The sequence below is a fragment of the Streptomyces sp. FIT100 genome (assembly GCF_024584805.1).
GTDB lineage: Bacteria > Actinomycetota > Actinomycetes > Streptomycetales > Streptomycetaceae > Streptomyces.
The window spans coordinates 715239-736134 of record NZ_CP075715.1 but is presented as its reverse complement, the minus strand read 5'-3'; the positions used below and the strand labels follow the sequence as shown (position 1 = coordinate 736134).

General features: G+C 71.4%; 19 protein-coding genes. 13 read left to right on the top strand and 6 right to left on the bottom strand.

The genetic code is table 11. The features are described from left to right. The first annotated feature begins 137 nt into the window (after positions 1 to 137). The 10 genes from KK483_RS03045 to KK483_RS03000 all read left to right on the top strand — a co-directional run bounded on the left by KK483_RS03045 (position 138) and on the right by KK483_RS03000 (position 10968). Entirely contained in the window at positions 138 to 3059 is a 2922-nt protein-coding gene (locus KK483_RS03045) for a carbohydrate binding domain-containing protein (protein ID WP_262009326.1), read from the top strand. Between the two features lie 319 nt (positions 3060 to 3378). Then, positions 3379 to 4398, top strand: a complete 1020-nt coding sequence (locus tag KK483_RS03040) for a DUF4331 domain-containing protein (RefSeq protein ID WP_262003482.1) — start codon at positions 3379 to 3381, stop codon at positions 4396 to 4398. Between the two features lie 624 nt (positions 4399 to 5022). Further along, a complete protein-coding gene (locus tag KK483_RS03035; protein ID WP_262003480.1) occupies positions 5023 to 5316 on the top strand; it encodes a type II toxin-antitoxin system Phd/YefM family antitoxin in 294 nt (97 codons plus the stop codon). A 371-nt stretch (positions 5317 to 5687) separates the two neighbouring features. Further along, positions 5688 to 5990, top strand: coding sequence for an urease subunit gamma (locus tag KK483_RS03030; protein WP_262003478.1), 303 nt, complete (start codon positions 5688 to 5690; stop codon positions 5988 to 5990). Positions 5991 to 6006: 16 nt separating this feature from the next. Then, positions 6007 to 6393: an urease subunit beta gene (locus tag KK483_RS03025; protein ID WP_262003476.1), complete on the top strand. Its 387-nt coding sequence runs from the start codon at positions 6007 to 6009 to the stop codon at positions 6391 to 6393. Continuing rightward, positions 6386 to 8107 (top strand): urease subunit alpha, encoded by a 1722-nt coding sequence (locus tag KK483_RS03020; RefSeq protein WP_262003474.1) that lies wholly within the window; start codon positions 6386 to 6388, stop codon positions 8105 to 8107. The genes KK483_RS03025 and KK483_RS03020 overlap by 8 nt, the downstream gene beginning before the upstream one ends. Before the next feature lie 2 nt (positions 8108 to 8109). Then, positions 8110 to 8817, top strand: a complete 708-nt coding sequence (locus tag KK483_RS03015) for an urease accessory protein UreF (protein ID WP_262003472.1) — start codon at positions 8110 to 8112, stop codon at positions 8815 to 8817. A gap of 78 nt (positions 8818 to 8895) precedes the next feature. Further along, complete coding sequence (gene ureG / locus KK483_RS03010; RefSeq protein WP_262003470.1) at positions 8896 to 9576, top strand: urease accessory protein UreG; 681 nt, start codon at positions 8896 to 8898, stop codon at positions 9574 to 9576. Further along, positions 9573 to 10403, top strand: coding sequence for an urease accessory protein UreD (locus tag KK483_RS03005; RefSeq protein WP_262003468.1), 831 nt, complete (start codon positions 9573 to 9575; stop codon positions 10401 to 10403). The genes ureG and KK483_RS03005 overlap by 4 nt, the downstream gene beginning before the upstream one ends. Positions 10404 to 10536: 133 nt before the next feature. Then, a complete protein-coding gene (locus KK483_RS03000) occupies positions 10537 to 10968 on the top strand; it encodes an ATP-binding protein (RefSeq protein ID WP_262003466.1) in 432 nt (143 codons plus the stop codon). A 112-nt stretch (positions 10969 to 11080) separates the two neighbouring features. Here KK483_RS03000 and KK483_RS02995 read toward each other — a convergent pair whose 3' ends face one another. After that, positions 11081 to 11899, bottom strand: a complete 819-nt coding sequence (locus KK483_RS02995; RefSeq protein WP_262009325.1) for an RNA polymerase sigma factor SigF — start codon at positions 11897 to 11899, stop codon at positions 11081 to 11083. Positions 11900 to 12090: 191 nt separating this feature from the next. Here KK483_RS02995 and KK483_RS02990 point away from each other — a divergent pair, with 191 nt between their 5' ends. Then, positions 12091 to 12615: a VanZ family protein gene (locus KK483_RS02990; RefSeq protein WP_262003464.1), complete on the top strand. Its 525-nt coding sequence runs from the start codon at positions 12091 to 12093 to the stop codon at positions 12613 to 12615. 9 nt (positions 12616 to 12624) lie between these two features. Here KK483_RS02990 and KK483_RS02985 read toward each other — a convergent pair whose 3' ends face one another. After that, positions 12625 to 14163: a bifunctional phosphatase PAP2/diacylglycerol kinase family protein gene (locus KK483_RS02985; RefSeq protein WP_262003463.1), complete on the bottom strand. Its 1539-nt coding sequence runs from the start codon at positions 14161 to 14163 to the stop codon at positions 12625 to 12627. Positions 14164 to 14259: 96 nt separating this feature from the next. Here KK483_RS02985 and KK483_RS02980 point away from each other — a divergent pair, with 96 nt between their 5' ends. Further along, positions 14260 to 15792, top strand: coding sequence for an SDR family oxidoreductase (locus KK483_RS02980; RefSeq protein ID WP_262009324.1), 1533 nt, complete (start codon positions 14260 to 14262; stop codon positions 15790 to 15792). Beyond that, a complete protein-coding gene (locus tag KK483_RS02975; protein ID WP_262003461.1) occupies positions 15789 to 17162 on the top strand; it encodes a deoxyribodipyrimidine photo-lyase in 1374 nt (457 codons plus the stop codon). Before KK483_RS02980 ends, KK483_RS02975 begins: the two co-directional genes overlap by 4 nt. A 34-nt stretch (positions 17163 to 17196) precedes the next feature. Here KK483_RS02975 and KK483_RS02970 read toward each other — a convergent pair whose 3' ends face one another. The 4 genes from KK483_RS02970 to KK483_RS02955 all read right to left on the bottom strand — a co-directional run bounded on the left by KK483_RS02970 (position 17197) and on the right by KK483_RS02955 (position 20881). Further along, positions 17197 to 17916: a 1-acyl-sn-glycerol-3-phosphate acyltransferase gene (locus tag KK483_RS02970; RefSeq protein WP_262003459.1), complete on the bottom strand. Its 720-nt coding sequence runs from the start codon at positions 17914 to 17916 to the stop codon at positions 17197 to 17199. Positions 17917 to 18117: 201 nt separating this feature from the next. Then, positions 18118 to 18840 carry a VOC family protein gene (locus tag KK483_RS02965; RefSeq protein WP_262003457.1) on the bottom strand — a complete coding sequence of 241 codons (723 nt, stop codon included), beginning with the start codon at positions 18838 to 18840 and terminating at the stop codon, positions 18118 to 18120. 183 nt (positions 18841 to 19023) lie between these two features. Continuing rightward, positions 19024 to 20034 (bottom strand): hypothetical protein, encoded by a 1011-nt coding sequence (locus tag KK483_RS02960; protein ID WP_262003455.1) that lies wholly within the window; start codon positions 20032 to 20034, stop codon positions 19024 to 19026. Between the two features lie 127 nt (positions 20035 to 20161). Further along, entirely contained in the window at positions 20162 to 20881 is a 720-nt protein-coding gene (locus KK483_RS02955) for a flavodoxin family protein (RefSeq protein WP_262003453.1), read from the bottom strand. Between the last annotated feature and the right edge of the window lie 15 nt (positions 20882 to 20896).

The window sequence follows — 20896 nt, the reverse complement described above, 5'->3', positions numbered from 1 at the left end:
CCCGTCACCGATCGAGGAGCCGCACCGTGTACCGCACTGTCCACGCGCCGCCACCCGTCCGGCGGCGCAGCCCTCTCCGGCCATGGGGGCTTGTGCTCGCCGCGCTCACAGCTCTCCTGGCCACCCTGCTGCCCGCCATGACCGTCAGCGCGGCTCCCACTGCGTCCGACGGCAGCGAGTCCGCCGCCGCGAACTCGGCGACGGTCTACTACCACACCGCGTCCAGGAACTGGTCCGCGTACCACCTCCACTGGGCTCCCACCGGCGGAAGCTGGACCACCGTGCCCGGAACGACGATGGCCGCCGCCTGCACCGACTGGGTCAAACTGACCGTCGACCTGGGGGCGGCGACCACCTGGCAGGCCACGTTCAACAACGGCTCGGGTACGTGGGACAACAACGGCGGCGCCAACTACCAGCTCGGCACCGGAACGATCACCGTACGGGACGGCGCCGTGGCCCACAGCGACCCCTGCGGCACGACTGAGCCACCGACCGGAAACACGGCGACCGTCTGGTACTCCACCACCACCGTGGGCTGGCCCACGGTCAACCTGCACTGGGCCCCCGCCGGCGGCTCCTGGACCACCGTCCCCGGCACCGGCATGGAGGCGGCCTGCACGGGATGGGTGCGGAAGACCGTCGACCTGGGGGCGGCGACCACCTGGCAGGCCACCTTCAACAACGGCAACGGCGTCTGGGACAACAACAACGGTGCCAACTACCAGCTCGGCGACGGCAACACCACCGTGCGGGACCACGTGGCGACCGCGGACGCAAGCGATCCGTGCGAGGCCGTCACGCCCGACACCACAGCGCCCACCGTCCCGACGGCGGTCACCGCGAACGCCACCGGCACGGCCGTCGTGCTCACCTGGAACGCATCCACCGACAACGTGACCGTCACCGGCTACCAGATCACCCGCACCGGCGGCACTCACGGCACCTCGGTCACCAACACCTCCTCCACCGTCCACTCCGAAAGCGGACTGGAGGAGAACACGTCCTACTGCTACACCGTCAAGGCCCTGGACGCAGCGGGCAATCTCTCCGCGGCGAGCGCCGAGGACTGCGCCACCACCGGCACCGCCCCGCCGCCCGCAGCCCCCGGCACCCCGCTCGGCGGCGACCCCCGCAAGGACCCCGTCTACTTCGTCCTCACCGCCCGCTTCAACGACGGCGACACGTCCAACAACCGGGGCGGCAGCCAGCACGTGAAGTCGGGCAACGCCGCCAACAACGACCCCATGTTCCGTGGAGACTTCAAGGGACTCATCCAGAAGCTCGACTACATCAAGGGTCTCGGCTTCTCGGCGATCTGGATCAGCCCGGTCGTGCTCAACCGGTCCGACTACGACTACCACGGCTACCACGGCTTCGACTTCTACAAGGTCGACGCCCGGCTGGAATCCGCCGGCGCCTCGTACCAGGACCTGATCAACGCCACCCACGCCAAGGGCATGAAGATCTACCAGGACGTGGTCTACAACCACAGCTCCCGCTGGGGCGCCAAGGGTCTGTTCACCCCGACCGTGTACGGCGTCCGCGACGCGCAATGGAGCTGGTACTACGACGAGAAGAACGAGGGCTTCACCTACGACGGCCTGACGATCGACCCGGTCTCCGGGAAGTCGTACTACAACGGCGACCTGTGGTCGACCGCCGAGCCGCCCGGCAACACCTGCCTCAACTGGGGCACGCCCACGGGCGCGAAGAGCCCCGAAGGCTACACCCTCTACAACTGCCAGTGGCCCGACCCGACCAAGAAGATGTTCCCGAGCACGCTCTACCACCAGTGCTGGATCGGCAACTGGGAGGGCGAGGACTCGCGCTCCTGCTGGATCCACGAGGACCTGGCCGACTTCAACACCGAGAACCCGGCGGTCCAGCAGTACCTGATCGGCGCGTACAACAAGTACATCGGCATGGGCGTCGACGGTTTCCGGGTCGACACCGCCGTACACATCCCCCGCGTCACCTGGAACCGACGCTTCCTGCCCGCCATCCAAGAGGAGGCCACCCGGAGGTTCGGGGCCGCCAAGGCGGCCGACTTCTTCGTCTTCGGCGAGGTGGGGGCCTTCGTCAACGACAAGTGGAACCGCGGCTCGGTCAACCACTCCGCGCAGTTCTTCACCTGGAAGGAACGCAAGGAGTACGCCGCCGACGACGTGCAGGCGGCGCTGGAGCAGTACACCTACGAGAACGACCTGGGCACCGGCAACCAGCCCACGTCAACCAATGCCTTCCTCAACGGGAACAGCTATCACGCTCCCGACCACAGCCGGTTCAGCGGCATGAACATCATCGACATGCGCATGCACATGAACTTCGGCTACGCCTCCAACGCCTTCCACAACGGCAAGGACTCCGACGACTCGGTCAACGACGCCACCTACAACGTCGTCTACGTCGACAGCCACGACTACGGCCCCAACAAATCCAAGGAGCGCTACACGGGAGGCACCGACGCCTGGGCCGAGAACATGGCCCTGATGTGGACCTTCCGCGGCATCCCCACGCTCTACTACGGCTCGGAGACGGAGTTCCAGGCGGGCAAGCAGATCGACTGCGGACCCACCTGCCCGCTCGCCACCACCGGACGGGCCTACTACGGAGACCAGATCGCGGGGGAGGTCACGGCCAGTGACTTCTCCGTCGTCTCCTCCGCTTCCGGAGCCGTCGCCACCACACTGTCGAAGCCCCTGGTCAAGCATGTGCAGAGGCTGAACATGATCCGCCGGACCATCCCCGCCCTGCAGATGGGCCAGTACTCGACCGAGGGCATCAGCGGGACCATGGCCTTCAAGCGCCGGTACACGAACACCACCACCGGCGTCGACAGCTTCGCCCTGGTGACCGTCACCGACGGTGCGACGTTCACCGGGATCCCCAACGGAACGTACAAGGACGCCGTCACCGGCGACGTGAGGACCGTCTCCAACGGCACCCTCGGCGTCGCAGGTCCCGGCAAGGGCAATCTGAGGGTGTACGTCCTCGACCTCGGAGGCTCCAACGCCGCACCCGGCAAGATCGGCGCGGACGGCCCCTACCTGAGATAGCCGCGCTCGTTCCGAGCCGGCAGCGCACATGGCCGGTGGCTCCTCGTCCCCGCAGGGACGAGGAGCCACCGCGCCCGTTCGCGCCGAGCCACTTCTCACGTCGGGCCCGTCGTACCGGGACGTCATGCGGGCGACCGGGCCGAGCACCGTGATCCATCCGGGCGTTGTTTGACGGCTACGTGTTCGCCCTCCATGGCCGTACTTCTGCGGCGGCTAGCGTGGATGGACTGTCCAGATGTGGGAGTACCTCACGCACCCCAGAACGTCCGTTCGGGCGTCTAGGTGGTTGTCCGACGGGCGAGCAACGGAAGGGTCCACCATGTCCAACCACTTCACCGGCCTCAGCCTTGGGCCACCACTCGGCGACCAGCGCCTCGATCTGTGCGACCTGTACGCCTTCGGGGCACCCGGCGATCCGAGCAGGACCGTTCTCATCCTCAACGCCAATCCCCAGGCAGATGCCATGCACCCCGACGCCGTGTACCGCCTGAACATCGACAATGACGGCGATTACCTGACCGACGCCGCCTTCAGCTGGGTCTTCAGCCCGCCGGCATCCGACGGTTCGCAGACCTACAGCGTCTTCATGGCAACCGGAGCGGAGTCCCGAAGGCCCGACGCGGTCGGCACCGAGATCGTGTCGAACGCCGCCGTCTCCTTCGGCTCCCAGGCCAACGTGGTCGGCAGCGGCGCCTACAAGGTGGCCGCCGGTAGCCGCAGTGATGCCTTCTTCTTCGACTTCGACGGGATCAAGAACCTGTTCGACACCAGCGGCAAGAGGAATTTCACCGCGCCGCATCTGGGCGGAAAGTCCCCCTGGACCGGTGTCGACTCCAACAGCACGGCCAACGTCTTCTCCATGGCCATCGAACTGCCGACCGCGGAGCTGGCCCCCGATCCCGAGTTGCACATCTGGGGCCGGTGCAGCGTCCTGCGCGACGGCGAACTCGTCCACGCGGACCGGGCCGGGCACCCCTCGATGAGCAGCTTCTTCAACACCGACGACACGAAGGAGGAGTACAACGCCAGCGAGCCGGTCAACGACCGGGCCAGATGGACGGAGCAGTTCGTCCACCTGCTGGGCCACACCGGCGGCTACTCGCGTGAGGAGGCGATCACCGCGCTCGACGAGCACGGCCTCCTGCCGGACGTGCTGCACTTCGACCCGTCCAAGCCCGCCGCGTACCCGAACGGCCGCACATTCACGGAAGACGTCATCGACACCCGCGTCGCCTTCCTCACCAAGAACGAGGCGCCGCCCACCGGTCTGACGCCGCACACCGACACCCTGGACCGGTTCCCGTACCTCGGCGACCCGCACCCGGCAACCACCTCCTGACGGATCCCGGCAGATGCCGGCCGACTGCTACCTGCGGGTTTCGGGGAGGACCGCACTGCCCAGATGAGCACCGATGCTGTCCCCCCCTGCTCCCTGCACCCCGCAGGGAAGAGCCACGGACGTGGGCGACGACGATCGCCCCCAACTGCTCCCCTGCGCCCGCGAGGATGGTCTCCGCCTGGGGCGACTTGCCAACGGCCGTGCCGTGCTCCCCGACCCGGGGGATGCTCCAAGGAAGTAGGCGCCGTCGACGAAGAGGACCGACTCTGCCCTGCGGCTGCGGGGATGCTCCCGATCAAGACGCGGCGATCGGCCACCTGCGGCGTTGCTCCCGCGCCCGGGAGGATGGATCCACCCGAACCGCCAGGTTGTCCAGCCCCGGCGACTGCTCCCCACCACGCGGCAACTCCGCTCGGAATGACGAGCGTGGACCGCGGGGTGGACACCGGCTCATCCCTGGCGGTGGTGCCAGGGCCGGGTACCGTCCGTCACGGTCGGCCTCCTCCGTCTCGCACAGGTCTCACAGACGTGTTGTGTGCGACTGGTCTCGGAGTCTCTGACCTGGACTTTCTCCGTTCTCTACGGATCGTGTGGACATGATGGACGCCCCGTAAGCTGGGGAACATGGCCTATGAGATTCCGGTGACGCAAGCACGGGCGGAGCTCGCCGAGCTGATCAACCGCGTGGTGTACGGAGGCGAGCGGGTGGTCGTCACCCGCCACGGAAAGCCCCTCGTGGCTCTGGTTTCCGCCGCTGACCTGGAGCGACTCGACGGACTCGACGCCGCCGCGCAGACGGACGACGAGTCCGTGGTCACCTCGGTCTCGACGCTGCGCACCTCGGCGCCGTCCGCTCCGGGCGAACGGGGCCGCTTCGGCATCGCGGCGGAACACCGGCCCCCGGGCGCCGGCGCCTGACGGAGGCCGCGTTGCGACCGGTCGGGCGGTTGCGGCTGCCCTGGCCGCCTCCAGGGGTGCCGCCTGGCGGGGGCCTCCGGTGCGCGGCGCCACGCCACGGCGGCACGGCGCCGTATACGACGCCCTCCGCCGCGCTCCGGGCGGCGGCCCCGACGTCGTAGCGGTGCACGCGGAACGCGCCGCGACGACGGGCTGCGCGGGCTGACGTCCCTGCACGTGCCAAAGATCAGTTAACGCGCCGGAAAAACTTCCGCCCTACCGTTCAAGCGTCGGTCATGCGGAGCTCGTATCGCGGTCAACACCATGTCGAAACGGGTTACGGTCGCGCTTGCCCGTACTGGCCCCCGCCGGTCGATCTGTGAGGTGGAAGCGTGCAACTGACCCCGCACGAGCAGGAACGGCTGCTCATCCATGTCGCGGCGGACGTCGCCGCCAAGCGCCGGGCCCGCGGAGTGAAGCTCAACCACCCCGAGGCGGTCGCCCTCATCACCTCGCACATCCTGGAGGGTGCCAGGGACGGGCGCACCGTGGCCGAACTGATGGCCTCGGGACGCAAGGTCCTCACCCGCGACGACGTCATGACGGGCATCGCGGAGATGATCCACGACGTCCAGGTCGAGGCGACCTTCCCGGACGGCACCAAGCTCGTCACCGTCCACGACCCAATCGTCTGAAGGGGTGGCGGCAGCGATGATCCCCGGAGAGATCCTGTACGCGGACGAGCCCGTCACGCTCAACGCGGGCCGTGACGTCACCCGGCTGACCGTGCTCAACGCCGCCGACCGGCCCGTCCAGGTCGGCTCCCACTACCACTTCGCCGAGGCCAACCCGGGCCTCGCATTCGACCGTGTCGCGGCCCGCGGCCGGCGGCTCAACATCGCCGCAGGCACCGCCGTGCGCTTCGAGCCCGGCGTCCCCGTCGAGGTCGGACTCGTGCCGCTCGCCGGCCGCCGCATCGTGCACGGGCTGCGAGGCGAGACCGGCGGCCCGCTCGACGTGAGTGTCATGAGCGGCGTGAGCGGCGCACGCGAGCCCGCCGCGGCAGCGCTGGGGGAGAACGGAGAAGCGGGTGCCTGAGCTGACACGTGCCGTGTACGCGGACCTCTTCGGCCCCACGACCGGTGACCGGATCCGGCTCGCCGACACCGACCTGCTCGTCGAGATCGAGGAGGACCGCTCCGGCGGTCCCGGACGCGCCGGCGACGAAGCCGTGTTCGGCGGCGGCAAGGTGATCCGCGAGTCGATGGGCCAGTCGCGGGTGACCCGCGCCGAGGGCGCGCCGGACACGGTCGTCACCGGCGCGGTGGTCATCGACCACTGGGGGATCGTCAAGGCGGACATCGGCATCCGAGACGGCCGGATCACCGCGGTCGGCAAGGCGGGCAACCCCGACACGATGGACGGTGTCCACCCGGACCTCGTCATCGGCCCCGAGACCGAGATCATCGCCGGCAACGGGAAGATCGTCACCGCGGGCGCGATCGACGCCCATGTCCACTTCATCTCGCCGACCGTCGTCGACCAGGCGCTGTCCTCCGGCATCACGACGCTCGTGGGCGGCGGCACCGGACCCGCCGAAGGCACCAAGGCTACGACCATCACACCGGGCTCCTGGCACCTCGCCCGGATGTTCGAAGCGCTGGAGCACTACCCCGTCAACATCGGTCTGCTCGGCAAGGGCAACACCACGTCCCGCGAGGCGATGCACGCCCAACTGCGCGGCGGCGCCGTCGGGTTCAAGATCCACGAGGACTGGGGGGCCACCCCGGCCGCCATCGACGCCTGCCTCGGCGTCTGCGAGGAGACCGGCGCCCAGCTCGCGGTGCACACGGACACCCTGAACGAGGCCGGGTTCGTCGGCGACACCCTCGCCGCGATCGCGGGGCGCACGATCCACGCGTACCACACCGAGGGCGCGGGAGGCGGGCACGCCCCCGACATCATCACCGTCGTCTCGGAGCCGTACGTCCTGCCGAGCTCCACCAATCCGACCCGCCCGCACACCGTCAACACCATCGAGGAACACCTCGACATGCTGATGGTCTGCCACCACCTCAACCCGGCAGTCCCCGAGGACCTCGCCTTCGCCGAGTCCCGGATCCGGCCGTCCACGATGGCCGCGGAGGACGTGCTGCACGACCTGGGCGCGATCTCCATCATCTCCTCGGACTCGCAGGCCATGGGGCGGATCGGCGAGGTGATCATGCGTACCTGGCAGACCGCGCACGCCATGAAGCGGCGCCGTGGGGCGCTGCCCGGCGACGGCCGCGCCGACAATCTCCGGGCACGTCGCTATGTCGCCAAGTACACGATCAACCCGGCCGTCGCCCAGGGCATGGACCACGAGGTCGGCTCGGTCGAACCCGGCAAGCTGGCGGACCTGGTCCTGTGGGAGCCGGCGTTCTTCGGCGTCAAACCGCACCTGGTCGTCAAGGGCGGCCAGATCGCCTATGCCCAGATGGGCGACGCGAACGCCTCCATCCCCACGCCCCAGCCGGTCATGCCCCGGCCCATGTTCGGCGCGATCGGCCGGGCCCCGGCCGGTAACTCCCTCAACTTCGCCACCGCCGAGGCGATCGAGGCCGACCTTCCCGAACGCCTTGCGCTCGCCAAGCGCTTCGCCCCGATCCACAGCACCAGGGGGGTGACCAAGGCGGACATGAGGGAGAACGACGCCCTGCCGCGCGTCGAGGTCGACGCCGACACCTTCACGGTGACCATCGACGGGGAACCCGTCGAACCGGCACCGGCGGAGGAACTGCCCATGGCCCAGCGCTACTTCCTCTTCTGACCATGGACGCGACCACTGCCGCCGGCCGTACGACGGGCGGGCGGGCCGCGCTGCTCATCCTCGCCGACGGACGGTTTCCCGCCGGCGGACACGCCCACTCCGGTGGGGTCGAGGCCGCCGTGAAGGCGGGACGGGTCCGGGACGCCGGAGGGCTTGCCGGGTTCTGCCGGGGGCGGCTGCACACCGCGGGGCTGACCGCGGCCGGGCTCGCCGCGGCGGCGGCGCTCGGGCTCGACCCCGTCGAGCTCGACGAGGCCGCCGACGCCCGTACGCCGTCGCCCGCGCTGCGCGCCACCGGGCGCAGGCTCGGCCGGCAGCTCATGCGGGCTGCCCGCGCCACCTGGCCGTCGGCCGAACTCGACGCACTGGCAAGCGCGTTGCCCAAGGGCGCCCACCAGCCCGTCGTTCTCGGCCTCGCCGCACGCGCCGCCGGCCTCGGGCCCGAGGACGCCGCGCACTGTGCGGCGTACGAGAGCGTCGGCGGCCCCGCGACCGCCGCCGTACGGCTGCTCGGCCTCGACCCCTTCCAGGCCACGGCCGTTCTCGCCCGCCTCGCCCCGGAACTGGACCAGGTCGCGGGCCGCGCCGCCGAAGCGGCCCGCCGGGCGGCCGGGGCCGGGCTCGACGCCCTGCCCGCCGCGTCGGCCCCGCTGCTCGACATCACCGCCGAGCAGCACGCCGCCTGGCCCGTCCGCCTCTTCGCCTCCTGACCCACGTACCTCCTGACCCACGTACCTCCTGACCCACGTACCTCCTGACCCACGTAGGACACCGCGCTAGGAGCCGCCATGCACCTCGACCACGACCACCACCCCGGCCCGGCCGCCGTCGGCGCCGACGCCGTACGCCCCGACGGCACCCGGCGCGCCCTGCGTATCGGCCTCGGCGGCCCCGTCGGCTCGGGCAAGACCGCGACCGTGGCCGCCCTCTGCCGAGACCTGCGCGACCAGCTCTCCATCGCCGTCGTCACCAACGACATCTACACGCGCGAGGACGCCGAGTTCCTGCTGCGCAACGCCGTCCTGCCGCCCGAGCGGATCCAGGCGGTCGAGACCGGCGCCTGCCCGCACACCGCCATCCGCGACGACATCTCCGCCAACCTCGAAGCCGTCGAGGACCTGGAGGACACGGTCGGACCGCTCGACCTGATCCTCGTCGAGTCCGGCGGCGACAACCTCACCGCCACCTTCTCCAAGGGCCTCGTCGACGCCCAGATCTTCGTCATCGACGTGGCCGGCGGCGACGACATCCCCCGCAAGGGCGGCCCGGGCGTCACCACCGCCGACCTCCTCGTCGTGAACAAGACCGACCTCGCCCCCTACGTCGGCTCCGACCTCCAGCGCATGGCCCGCGACGCCAAGGAGCAGCGCGGCGAGCTCCCCGTCGCCTTCACCTCGCTCACCGGCGAGGACGGAGTCCGGCCGGTCGCCGACTGGGTACGCGCACAACTGCTCGCCTGGGCCGCATGAGAGCCCGTACGAGCCTCGCCGCCACCGCCCGTGTCGTCGCCACCGGCGACGGCCGCCTGCCCGTCCTGGAGAGCGACGGTCCGCTCGCGCTGCGCCGTACCCGCGCGGCCGGACCGTACACCCGCGTCACCGTCGTCGGCGCCATGAGCGCACCGCTCGGCGGCGACCGGCTCGCCATCGAGGCGGACGTGTGCGACGGGGCCCGGCTGCACGTGGACGCGTCCGCCGCGACCGTCGCGCTGCCCGGCCGCACCCCGGCACCGGCCACGTACGACGTCACGCTCACCGTGGGCGAGGGGGCCGAACTCCGCTGGCTGCCCGAACAGCTCATCACCGCCCGCGGCAGCGAGCTGCACATGCGCACCCGCGTCGACCTCGCCGCCACCGCACGGCTGGTGCTGCGCGAGGAGCAGATCCTGGGCCGGTACGGCGAGGAGACGGGCAGTCTCACCGCCCGCCTGACCGTCCGCCGTGCGGGACGCCCCCTGCTCGACCAGGAGCTCTGCTACGGTCCCGCCGCCCCGGCAGGCTGGAGCGGCCCGGCCGTCCTCGGCGGCCACGGCGCGGTGGGGCAACTCCTCGTCGTGGACCCCCGGTTCGAAAGGTCTCCCGTCCCGCCCCGCCGGCTCGGCGCCACCGCCGTCCTCACCCCGCTCGCGGGCCCCGCGGTGCTGGTCACCGCGGTGGCCCCGGACGCACTCGTCCTGCGCCGGGTGCTCGACGCCGCGTCCACCGCCCTGCTTGCGCCCGCGGAGGCACCGGCAGACATGAGCGAGCCCGGCACCGTACGGGCCGCACCACGGGCGGCCCAGGCCGTCCCCGGCTGAGCCCGGACGGCGCCGGTTGCCGAGACGTCTCGATGTTCCAGCACTGCCGGGCCGGATCCTGGGTACGAGAAATCCCGGATCCCGGGACAGATCCAGGGACGAGGGACGGCAGGCTGAACGAGATGACCAGCGGATGACTTCGAACGGGGACGACCAGGGCGCGGCCACCGGCCGGGCCGGGCGCGTGTGGGCCGGCGCCGTGTACGACGGCGGTCCCGAGTGCATCGCACAGGCCCGCCGCTTCGCCACGCACTTCCTGGTGGACGGACACGGCTTCGCTCCCGCGTCACGGGTCGTGGGTGCCGTCCAGCTGATCGTGTCGGAGCTGGTGACCAACGCCCGCAAGTACGCCTTCGGGCCGTGCGCGCTGGACCTGGAGCGGATTCCGTCCGGCGTGGAGGTCACGGTGTGGGACAGCAGCACCACCCTGCCCGTGGCCAGGGCCGCCGATCCGGAGCGCGTGGGCCAGCACGGTCTGGAGATCGTGCTGGCCCTGTGCGACCGCTTCGCCGTGGAGCGGAAACCGGTCGGGAAGCGCATCACGGTTCGTGTCACCTGCCCGTGACGACGCCACGACCCGTGGCATCCGACGCTTCGATCCGCCCGCCGCCGCCCGCCGCCCGTCGCCCGCCGCTGTCCGGCGCCGTGCAGCGCCGTGCAGTGCCGCTCGGTGGCGTTCAGCCGGTGGTGTCGAGCAGCCCCTCGCGCAGCCGGGCGATGATCCGGGCCAGCAGGCGTGAGACGTGCATCTGGGAGATGCCCAGTCGCTCACCGATCTCGGCCTGGGTGCGTTCCTCGACGAAGCGCAGATGCAGGATCTGCCGGTCACGGTCGTCCAGTTGGGCGATGAGCGGAGCGAGGGAGTGGAAGTCCTCGATGAGTTCGAGGGCCGGCTCCTCCTCGCCGATGAAGTCGGCGAGAGCCGTTTCGTTCTCCTGCGAGGGTTCACCGGTGAGTGCGGCGTCCAGCGAGGCGGAGTTGTAGGCGTTGGACGCCTTTCGGGCCTCGATCACCTCGTCCTCGGACAAGGACATCAGCTCGGACAGCTCCCGCACGGTGGGCGTGCGCCCCAGGCGGCTGCGCAGCTCCTCGGTGGCCTTGGCCAGCTCCACGCGGGCCTCCTGGAGCCGGCGGGGGACATGCACGGCCCAGCTGGTGTCGCGGAAGAAGCGCTTGATCTCTCCGACGATGCACGGAACGGCGAAAGTGGTGAACTCCGCCTCTCGGGACAGGTCGAAGCGGTCGATGGCCTTGATGAGGCCGATCGTGCCGACCTGCACGATGTCCTCCATCTCGTCCGCGCCCCGGCTGCGGAAGCGGCCGGCCGCGTACCTGACGAGCGACAGGTTCATCTCGATGAGCGTGTTGCGCACGTACTGGTGGTCGTGTGTGCCCTCCTCCAGCTCCGCCAGACGGGCGAAGAACCGCCGGGAGAGATCACGCGCGTCACGGGGAGCCACCTTGGACGGCTCCGGAATCGGTGCGAGTCCTGCCACCCCGGTTGCTTCGGTCGTCTGCTGTGCCACGGTTGCTGCCGTCACGGCTGCCACGTGTTCCACCTCTGTCGTCCGATCGGTCTCCTGGGTGGGGTTCGCATACCCGGGATCGCCCGCCGCACTCCCCAGGTATGCGCATCCGGCCGCCGGGTAACCGTCGGGAACACCGGACGAGTTGGTTAGGGGCGACGATGGTACGGACCGGATCCGACGACACGGCGACACCCATGACACCCGTGCTGAGGGCAGCGGCCGTGCTGCTGGCCTTCATCGCGACAGCGGCCTTCAGCGTCGTTCTCGCCCGGCTGACCCTGGAGCCCTCGGCGGCCTCCGAGCCGCTGACGCACAGCAACCTGCGCCCGGGGGACTCCATCCGTGACTACCTGTCCCAGCCCGCGTTCCGCGACACCGTGAAGCAGCTCGGCGGCAACCTCCTGCTCGGCGTACCCTTCGGCGTCCTGCTGCCCGTCCTGCTGCCCCGCACCCGCGGGCTGCTGCGGGTGGCCGTCGTGACCGGCGCGGTGATGACGCTGGTCGAGCTCGTGCAGGGATCGCTGGTGACCGGCCGCGCCTTCGACATCGACGACGTCATCCTGAACACGACCGGTGCGCTGCTCGGCTATCTCGTCCTCGGCAGGCGCCTCGGCCGCGCCGTCCATCCGCGCCGCCGCCACAGGTGGCACCGCTGGACCGGGAGCGGCAGGAGCACGGGCTGACGCGGGACGTCAGTCCGCGGCCGGCCGGTACACGGTCAGTGCCTCGTCGAGCTTGTCGATCACGAACGCCGAGGGTGCGCGCCGGGTCTCGCCGTCGAAGGCCATCTGCGTACCCTCCGGCAGCTCCGAGATGACGAGCCGCCGGGGCCGTGCCGCCGCGTACAGGCCCGTCCTCGCGGATCCGCCGGCGAGAGCCGTGGCCAGCAGGCGGGTACGCGCCAAGGGGCCTCCGTGCCCGATGCGGACGTCGAGGAGTCCGTCGGCGAGGTCGTGACGGCGTGTCGGGGCCACCCCGAGGCTGCGGTACGCGCCGTTGCCCGCGAACAGCAGCCAGACCGCGCGGCGTCGGCCGTTCACACGGGCCCGCAGAGGGCGTGTCGTGCGCAGCACCTGCACCAGGGCGAGCAGCGTGGCGGGAGGACCGCCGATGCGCGGCGACCACCGCTCACGGATCCTGACCAGCTCCGGGTAGACGCCGATGCTGAAGGTGTTGAGGAAGTACGAGGGCTCCGCGGCCGGGGGCCCGAGGACGTGACGGTCGGGGAACTGCCCGCCGGCGTGCACCAGCGGCCTGATCCTTCCGACGTCGACCCGCACCGCGCTGCCGGCCTCCACGGCGGCACACGCGTCCGCGACGGTGTCGGTCCCCAGATCGACGGCGAAGTGGTTGAACGTACCGCCGGGCAGGACCGCGAGCGGCACGTCGAAGCGCAGGGCGGCCGCCGCCCCCGCGTTGACCGTGCCGTCGCCGCCGCACACCCCGAGGGCGCCACCGGATCGGGCGGCGTTCCTTGCCGCCTCGGCGAGCACGTCCGCCAGAGGCCCTGAATCCGGCTCGTGGACCACGATCTCGGCCCGCGGCAGCGCGTTCCTCAGCTGCTGGACCGGACTGACCAGTTGGGGCTGGGCTCCGGAGGACGGGTTGACCACGACCGTCAGGCCCTTGCCCTCGACCAGCGCGGGGGCGTCGGCCACCGGCCGGGCCGGGGGAAAGAGCTGGGTCCGCGACGGCACGAGTCCCCGGACCGCGAAGGCCGCTCCTATGCCGAGCGCCGCCCCGACGACCACATCACGGGAGCGGTGGTCGCCGGTGCGGACACCGGAGAGCGCCACCCCGGCGGCCACCGGCGCCAGGACCGCACCCACGCCGCGGGCCTCCATGGCCACACCGGCGGCGAAGGCCGCGGCCGAGGCGGCGTGCCCGGACGGGAAGGAGCCGGTACGCGGCGGACGCCGCAGCGCCGTGCCCGATTCCGGTGCCGGGCGGGTCGCCCGACGCACCGTGCCGCCCCCGATCGTGGTGACCGCCGCCGACGAGAGGAGGAGGGAGGCGGCCCCGCGCACGGCGGCCCGACGCCCCCGTGCCCCGCCGAACGCCCAGATCCCGGCACCGACGGCGAACCACAGCAGTCCGCGGTCGGCGCTGCGGCCCAGCAGGGAAGGGACGAGCCCGCCCCTTGCCCGGCGCGGTGAGTCGACCGGGCCGGACCCGGCGTGGTCCTGTGCACGGAGGAGCTGTCTGACGCGTCGGGCCCGGGAATGACTCATGTGCTCTCTATACCCCTGCGGTTTCCTTCCATTGGCCGCCGTCACCACGACCTTGCGCGGAAGGCCGACGTACCCTGGAAAGCACCGGTGACCATCATGAACGGCGAGGCGACGCGGCAGGCGCGCTGTCTGGTGACCGGCGCCACGGGCTACATCGGCGGCCGGCTGGTGCCGGAGCTGCTCGACGCGGGTCACCGGGTCCGGTGCATGGCCCGGACCCCGGAGAAGCTGCGCGACCACCCGTGGGCGGGGCGTGTGGAAGCGGTGCGCGGGGACGTGACCGACGCGGATTCGCTCGGCGCCGCCCTGCGCGACATCGACGTCGCCTACTACCTCGTGCACGCGCTCCGCGGCGGACCGGGGTTCGAGGAGACCGACCGGCACGCCGCCCGGGAGTTCGCCGAGCGGGCACGCGCCGCCGGCGTACGGCGCATCGTCTACCTCGGCGGGCTCACCCCGGCCGGGGCGTCCGCGAGCGAACTGTCGCCGCACCTGCGCTCCCGGGCCGAGGTCGGCGACATCTTCCTGCGCGGCGGCGTTCCCGCGACGGTGCTGCGCGCCGCGGTCATCATCGGCTCCGGTTCGGCGTCGTTCGAGATGCTGCGCTACCTCACCGAGCGGCTGCCGGTCATGGTCACACCGAGCTGGGTCGGCACCCGCATCCAGCCCATCGCCGTCCGGGACGTGCTGCGCTATCTGGTGGGCTGCGCGCGGATGCCCGACGACGTGAACCGCGCCTTCGACATCGGCGGGCCCGACGTGATGACGTACGAGCAGATGATGCACCGCTACGCGGCGGTGGCCGGGCTGCCGCACCGCCTCGTCCTGCGGGTCCCGATGCTCACCCCCCGCCTCTCCGGCTACTGGATCGGCCTGGTCACGCCCGTGCCGCCCGCCCTCGCCCGGCCGCTGGCCGAGTCACTGCGGCACGAGGTCGTCTGCCGCGAGCACGACATCGCCCGGTACGTGCCCGATCCACCCGGCGCCCCCATCGGCTTCGACCAGGCCCTCACCCTCGCGCTCCAGCGCGTACGCGAGGCCCGGGTGACCACGCGCTGGTCCTCCGCCGCACTGCCCGGCGCCCCCAGCGACCCGATGCCCACGGACCCCGACTGGGCCGGCGGCAGCCTCTACACCGACCGGCGAGCCCTCGCGGTCGACGCCTCGCCGGAGGCGCTGTGGCGGGTGATCGAGGGGATCGGCGGCGACAACGGCTGGTACTCCTTCCCCCTCGCCTGGGCCGTACGCGGCTGGCTGGACCGGCTCGCCGGCGGCGTGGGCCTGCGCCGTGGCCGCCGCGACGCGGCCCGGCTGCGGGTCGGCGACTCGCTCGACTTCTGGCGCGTGGAGGAGATCGAACCGGGCCGGCTGCTGCGGTTGCGCGCCGAGATGCGGCTGCCGGGGCTCGCCTGGCTGGAGATGTACGCCGACACGGCCGGGGACGGCCGGGCCCGCTACCGCCAGCGGGCCCTGTTCCACCCGCGCGGACTGCTCGGGCACCTCTACTGGTGGAGCGTGTCGCCGTTCCACGCCGTCGTGTTCGGCGGCATGGCCCGCAACATCGCCCGGGCCGCCGAGAAGACCGACGCCTCCCCTCATGGCGACGCGGACACCGGAGTGCGCCCATGACCACCGCGGTCGTCCTCTTCACCGCCGATCTGCGCCTGCACGACCACCCGCCGCTGCGTGCGGCGCTGGGCGCGAGCGAGGAGGTCGTGCCGCTGTTCGTCCGCGACGACCGCATCACCGGCACCGGCTTCGCCGCCCCCAACCGGCTGGCCTTCCTCGCCGACTGCCTCACGGACCTCGACCGGAGCCTGCACGCCCGCGGGGGCCGGCTCGTCGTCCGCTCAGGCGACGTCGTCGCCGAGGTCCGCGCCGTGGCGCACGAAGCGGACGCGTCCGAGGTGCACATCGCGGCAGGCGTCAGCGCCTACGCCCAGGCCCGGGAGGAGCGGCTGCGCACGGCCCTTGAGCAGGACGGCCGCCGGCTCCGTGTGCATGACGCCGTCACCACCGCGATCGCTCCCGGCCGTGTCACACCCTCGGGATCGGACCACTTCGCGGTGTTCACCCCGTACTTCCGCCGCTGGTCGGGGGAGGAGGTCCGCGGCACCCTCGGCGCACCGCGCACGGTGCGCGTTCCCGGCCGTGTCCGCTCGGAGCCCGTACCGGCCCGCAAGGACGTCCCGGGCGTCTCCGCGGGACTCGCCGGCGGCGGGGAGAGCGCCGGACGCAGGCGACTCGCCACCTGGCTCCGCGGCGGCATCGCGCGCTACGACGACCTCCACGACGACCTCGCAGGCGACGGGACGTCCAGACTCTCGCCGCATCTGCACTTCGGCACCCTCTCACCCGCCGAAGTCGTGCACCGGGCCCGCGCGAAGGGCGGCCCGGGGGCCGAGGCGTTCGTACGGCAGCTGTGCTGGCGCGACTTCCACCACCAGGTGCTGGCCGCACGGCCGTGGGCCGCCGTCGACGACTACCGCACCCGGCACGACCGCTGGCGCACCGGAAGGGAGGCCGAGGAGGACCTCGCGGCGTGGCAGGACGGCCGCACCGGATATCCCGTCGTCGACGCCGCCATGCGCCAGCTGCGGCACGAGGGCTGGATGCACAACCGCGGGCGGCTGCTGGCCGCGAGCTTCCTCACGAAGACGCTCTGTCTCGACTGGCGCGACGGAGCGCGGTACTTCCTCGGGCTGCTCGTCGACGGTGATGTCGCCGACAACCAGCTCAACTGGCAGTGGGTGGCCGGGACCGGCACCGACACCCGGCCGAACCGCGTGCTCAACCCTGTCCGGCAGGCCAGGAGGTACGACCCGGACGGTGCCTACGTACGGCGCTGGGTACCCGAGCTGGCGGGGCTCGGTGGACCGGCCGTCCACGAGCCCTGGAAGCTCCAGGGCCCCCACCGGGCGCGGTACGCCTATCCCGAGCCCGTCATCGGACTCGCCGACGGGTTCGAACGATTCAGGCGCGGCCGGGGCGGAGCCTGACACCCGACGGGCGGAGAGCGCCGAACGGGGCCGGTCAGCGCCGCCTCCGCGGGAACCTGCGGGCCCGCGGCTGGGCGGCCGACTGCCCGGCCTTCACCTTGACCGCGTACTCGTCCACGTACTCCTGCCCGGACAGCGCGAGGATCTCGTACATGATCTCGTCCGTCACCGCCCGCAGCACGGCCTTCTCGTGCTCCATCCCCGCGTAGCGGGAGAAGTCCAGCGGCTCCCCGAAGCGGATCGTCACCCGCTTGATCTTCGGCAGGACCTGTCCCGGAGGCTGGATCTCGAAGGTCCCGACCATCGCGCACGGCACCACCGGCACCTGCGCGGTGACGGCCATCACCGCGACCCCGACCTTCCCCTTGTACAGCCGCCCGTCGTGCGAGCGCGTCCCCTCGGGATAGATCCCGAGCAACTCGCTCTTGCGCAGCACCCCGAGACCCTCACGGATGGCCGCCTGACCCGCGTCCTTCCCCGACCGGTCCACCGGGATCTGCCCGGCACTGCGGAAGAACGCGGCGGTGAGCCGCCCTTTGAGCCCGGGGCCGGTGAAGTACTCCGCCTTGGCGAGGAACGTGATGCGCCGCTTGATGATGGCCGGCATCAGGAAGTGGTCGGAGAACGACAGATGGTTCCCCGCGACGATCGCCGCCCCGTCCGCGGGAATGTGCTCGAGCCCTTCGATCCGGGGCCGGAACAGCAGCCGCAGCAGCGGGCCCAGAATGACGTACTTGAGCACGTAGTAGAACAAGAGGGTCTCTCCCAACTCGACCGGATCGGCTCAGGGGATGTCACCTTGGTCCCTGCCAGGACGCAGTATCTGGGATGCGATCCCGGCGATCAATTCCGGGAGCGGTGTCGATCGACGCCTGGCCTGCGTGGGGACGGAGGACGACAGACCCGAACGGCCCGGCGGTGCCCGGTGCGCGAGCGAGCCGAACGCCGCGTCGCGCTACCGGGGAGTCAGGACGCAGAACTCGTTGCCGTCGGGATCGGCCATCGCCACCCGGCCGGCCTCGTCCCGGCCGATGTCGATACGAGTCGCCCCCAGGGAGACGAGACGGTCGACCTCCGCTCGCCGGTCACCGTCGGCAGGGGGAGCGAGGTCGAAATGCAGCCGGTTCCTCCCCGGCTTCGGCAGCAGCGGCGGGCCGCCCCACGTGATCTTCGGACCGCCGTACGGCGCGCGGATCGCGGTCTCCTGGTCCTGGTCCCAGACCAACGGCCAGCCCAGCGCCTCGCTCCAGAAGTACCCGACCTCCTGCGAACCGTCGCACGCGAGCGCTCCGATGAATCCGCAGTCGGCAAGGAAGTTGTTGCCCGGCTCGGTGACGCAGAACTCATTGCCGTCGGGGTCGGCGAGCACCACATGACCCTCCTCCGGGCGCTGACCGACGTCGATGTGGCGGCCGCCGAGTGCGAGCGCCGTCGCCACCGTCCGCTGCTGGTCATCGAGGGACGCGCTCGTCAGATCGAAGTGCATCCGGTTCGGGACGGCCTTCTGCTCCCTGGTCGGGAGGAACCGGATACGGAACCCGGTGTCATCGCTCGGCAGGAGGGCGATGCCGTCGTGGGGATCGTCGGCGAACTCCCAGTCCAGGACGCCGGCCCAGAAGCGGGCGAGGCGGAGGGGGTCGTTCGCATCGAAGCAGAGTGCGAGGAGGTGGGAAGTCATCCCGTTCCGCGTCTCCGATCTGCTGACTCGCAGCCGCGGACAAGGCACCGTCTCCCTGCCCATGAGGAGGGCCACGCTAGGACGCCCGGGCCCCGCGAAGCAACGGGAATAGTTCGGGGGGCGGCGCTCTCGCGCAGGATCGCGCGCGGGAGCGCCGCCCACCGGTGACTCGCCACCGACGCGTCAGCCGGGGAGCCGGAGGTCCGTGCAGCCGCGCTGCGCGGACGCCCGCTCGGCGAAGGCGGAGAGGGCGGACCGGGCGAAGGCGTCGGCGTTCTCGTGGACGTAAGCGGTGGTGGAGATCGTGAAGAGTGCACGGGCGTCGGCGCCGGGGCACTTGGCGGTGGCCCAGAAGGAGACGCCGACGTGTCCCGCGTCCCCGTCGGGATCCGTGTCCGAGGCCCTGGCCTGGGCGAGGGGGCCGAAACGGGCGCTGAGCACGAAGAGTTCCTCCGCGCGGGCCTTCGTCTCACCGAGGACGCAGCTCTCCAGCGGCGCGGTCCCTGCCGATGACGTCGTCTCCCTGATCCAGTGGATCATGTCCATGCCGCGCATGGGGATGCCCGCGCAGGTGCCTTCCGCATCGAGGGGCGACTTCTCCGCAGGTGGGTCGGGCAGCTTCGGCAGCGGGCCGCCGGGATCGGCCGCGCAGCCCCACCGGTCCGCCGCGCGGACCGCCGTGGCCGCGACGAGTTCGGTCGTGGCGCCGTCGGCCGCACCGCCCCCGGCGCTCGCCGAACTCACGACGACGGAGGCGTCCTGGTTGGTGCACTCGAGAACGACGGCGGCGCTCTTGAGGTTGGTGTAGCCCTGCCAGCCGCCCCCCAGGGGCAGCGGTGGCGTCTTCGACGCACTCGGGCGCAGCAGGTCGAACACGCCCCGGCGGCCGTCGTCGTCGCGGGCGGACGCGGGAATCCGGGCGATGGTCAGTGCGTTCCTCCTCCCGACCCAGCAGAGTTCGTAGCCGTCGGACCCGCCGTGGTGCACGTCGTTGGGCAGCCCTTCGACCGTGTCGTAGCCGGTGATGACGGCGGACTCCTCGGGCGGGATGAGCCCCTGGCAGTACGTCGCGAGTCTGTCCTCGTACCGCCACCGCTTGCCCGTGTCGCTGAACTGGTACCAGCCGTGGCCCGCCACGGCGGCGACCGTCAGCGGCAGCGCCACGTACAACGCCAGGCGGCGTATGACCTTCATCGGACCGCTCTCCCTGCTCCGGTGTCCCGCGGCACCGTATCCCAGGCGGCGTCACCGCTCTGCCCGGGCCGATCCCACCGCACCGTTCGGTGGTGAACCGGGGGACGCCCGCGAGGCGTCCGTCCGCTCAGCGGTGCTCGGGGTTCGGGAAGTCGAAGCGGCAGCCCGCGTCCCACTCCGAGCGCTGGTTGCCGTGGGCCGGGATGCCACCCGAGCGCTTGAGCAGGGCGGCGAGGTGCATCAGGTTCCAGCTCATGAAGGTCGTGTTGCGGTTGGTGAAGTCGTTCTGCGGCCCGCCGGATCCGGGGTCGAGGTACGAGGGTCCGGGCCCCGCCTCCCCGATCCAGCCCGCGTCGGCCTGCGGGGCGATGCTGTAGCCGAGGTGCTGGAGGCTGTAGAGGACGTTCATCGCGCAGTGCTTCACGCCGTCCTCGTTGCCGGTGATGAGGCAACCGCCTACGCGCCCGTAATACGCGTACTGGCCACGGTCGTTGAGCAGCGAGGAGCACGCGTAGAGCCGCTCGATCACCTGCTTCATCACCGAGCTGTTGTCCCCGAGCCAGATCGGCCCGGCCAGGACCAGGATGTCGGCCGCCATGACCCGTTCGTACAGCGCGGGCCATGCGTCGCTCTCCCAGCCGTGTTCGGTCATGTCCGGCCACACGCCGGTCGCGATGTCGTGGTCGACGGCCCGGACGAGCTCGGTGGCGACGCCGGCCGCCTCCATGACGGCGCGGCTCCTGTCGATCAGGCCCTGGGTGTTGCTGACCTCGGGCGACCGCTTCAGCGTGCAGTTGACGAACATCGCGCGGAGGTCGTCGTAGCGCGGGGAATCGGGGGATGGCATGGAGCCTCCGGGGAC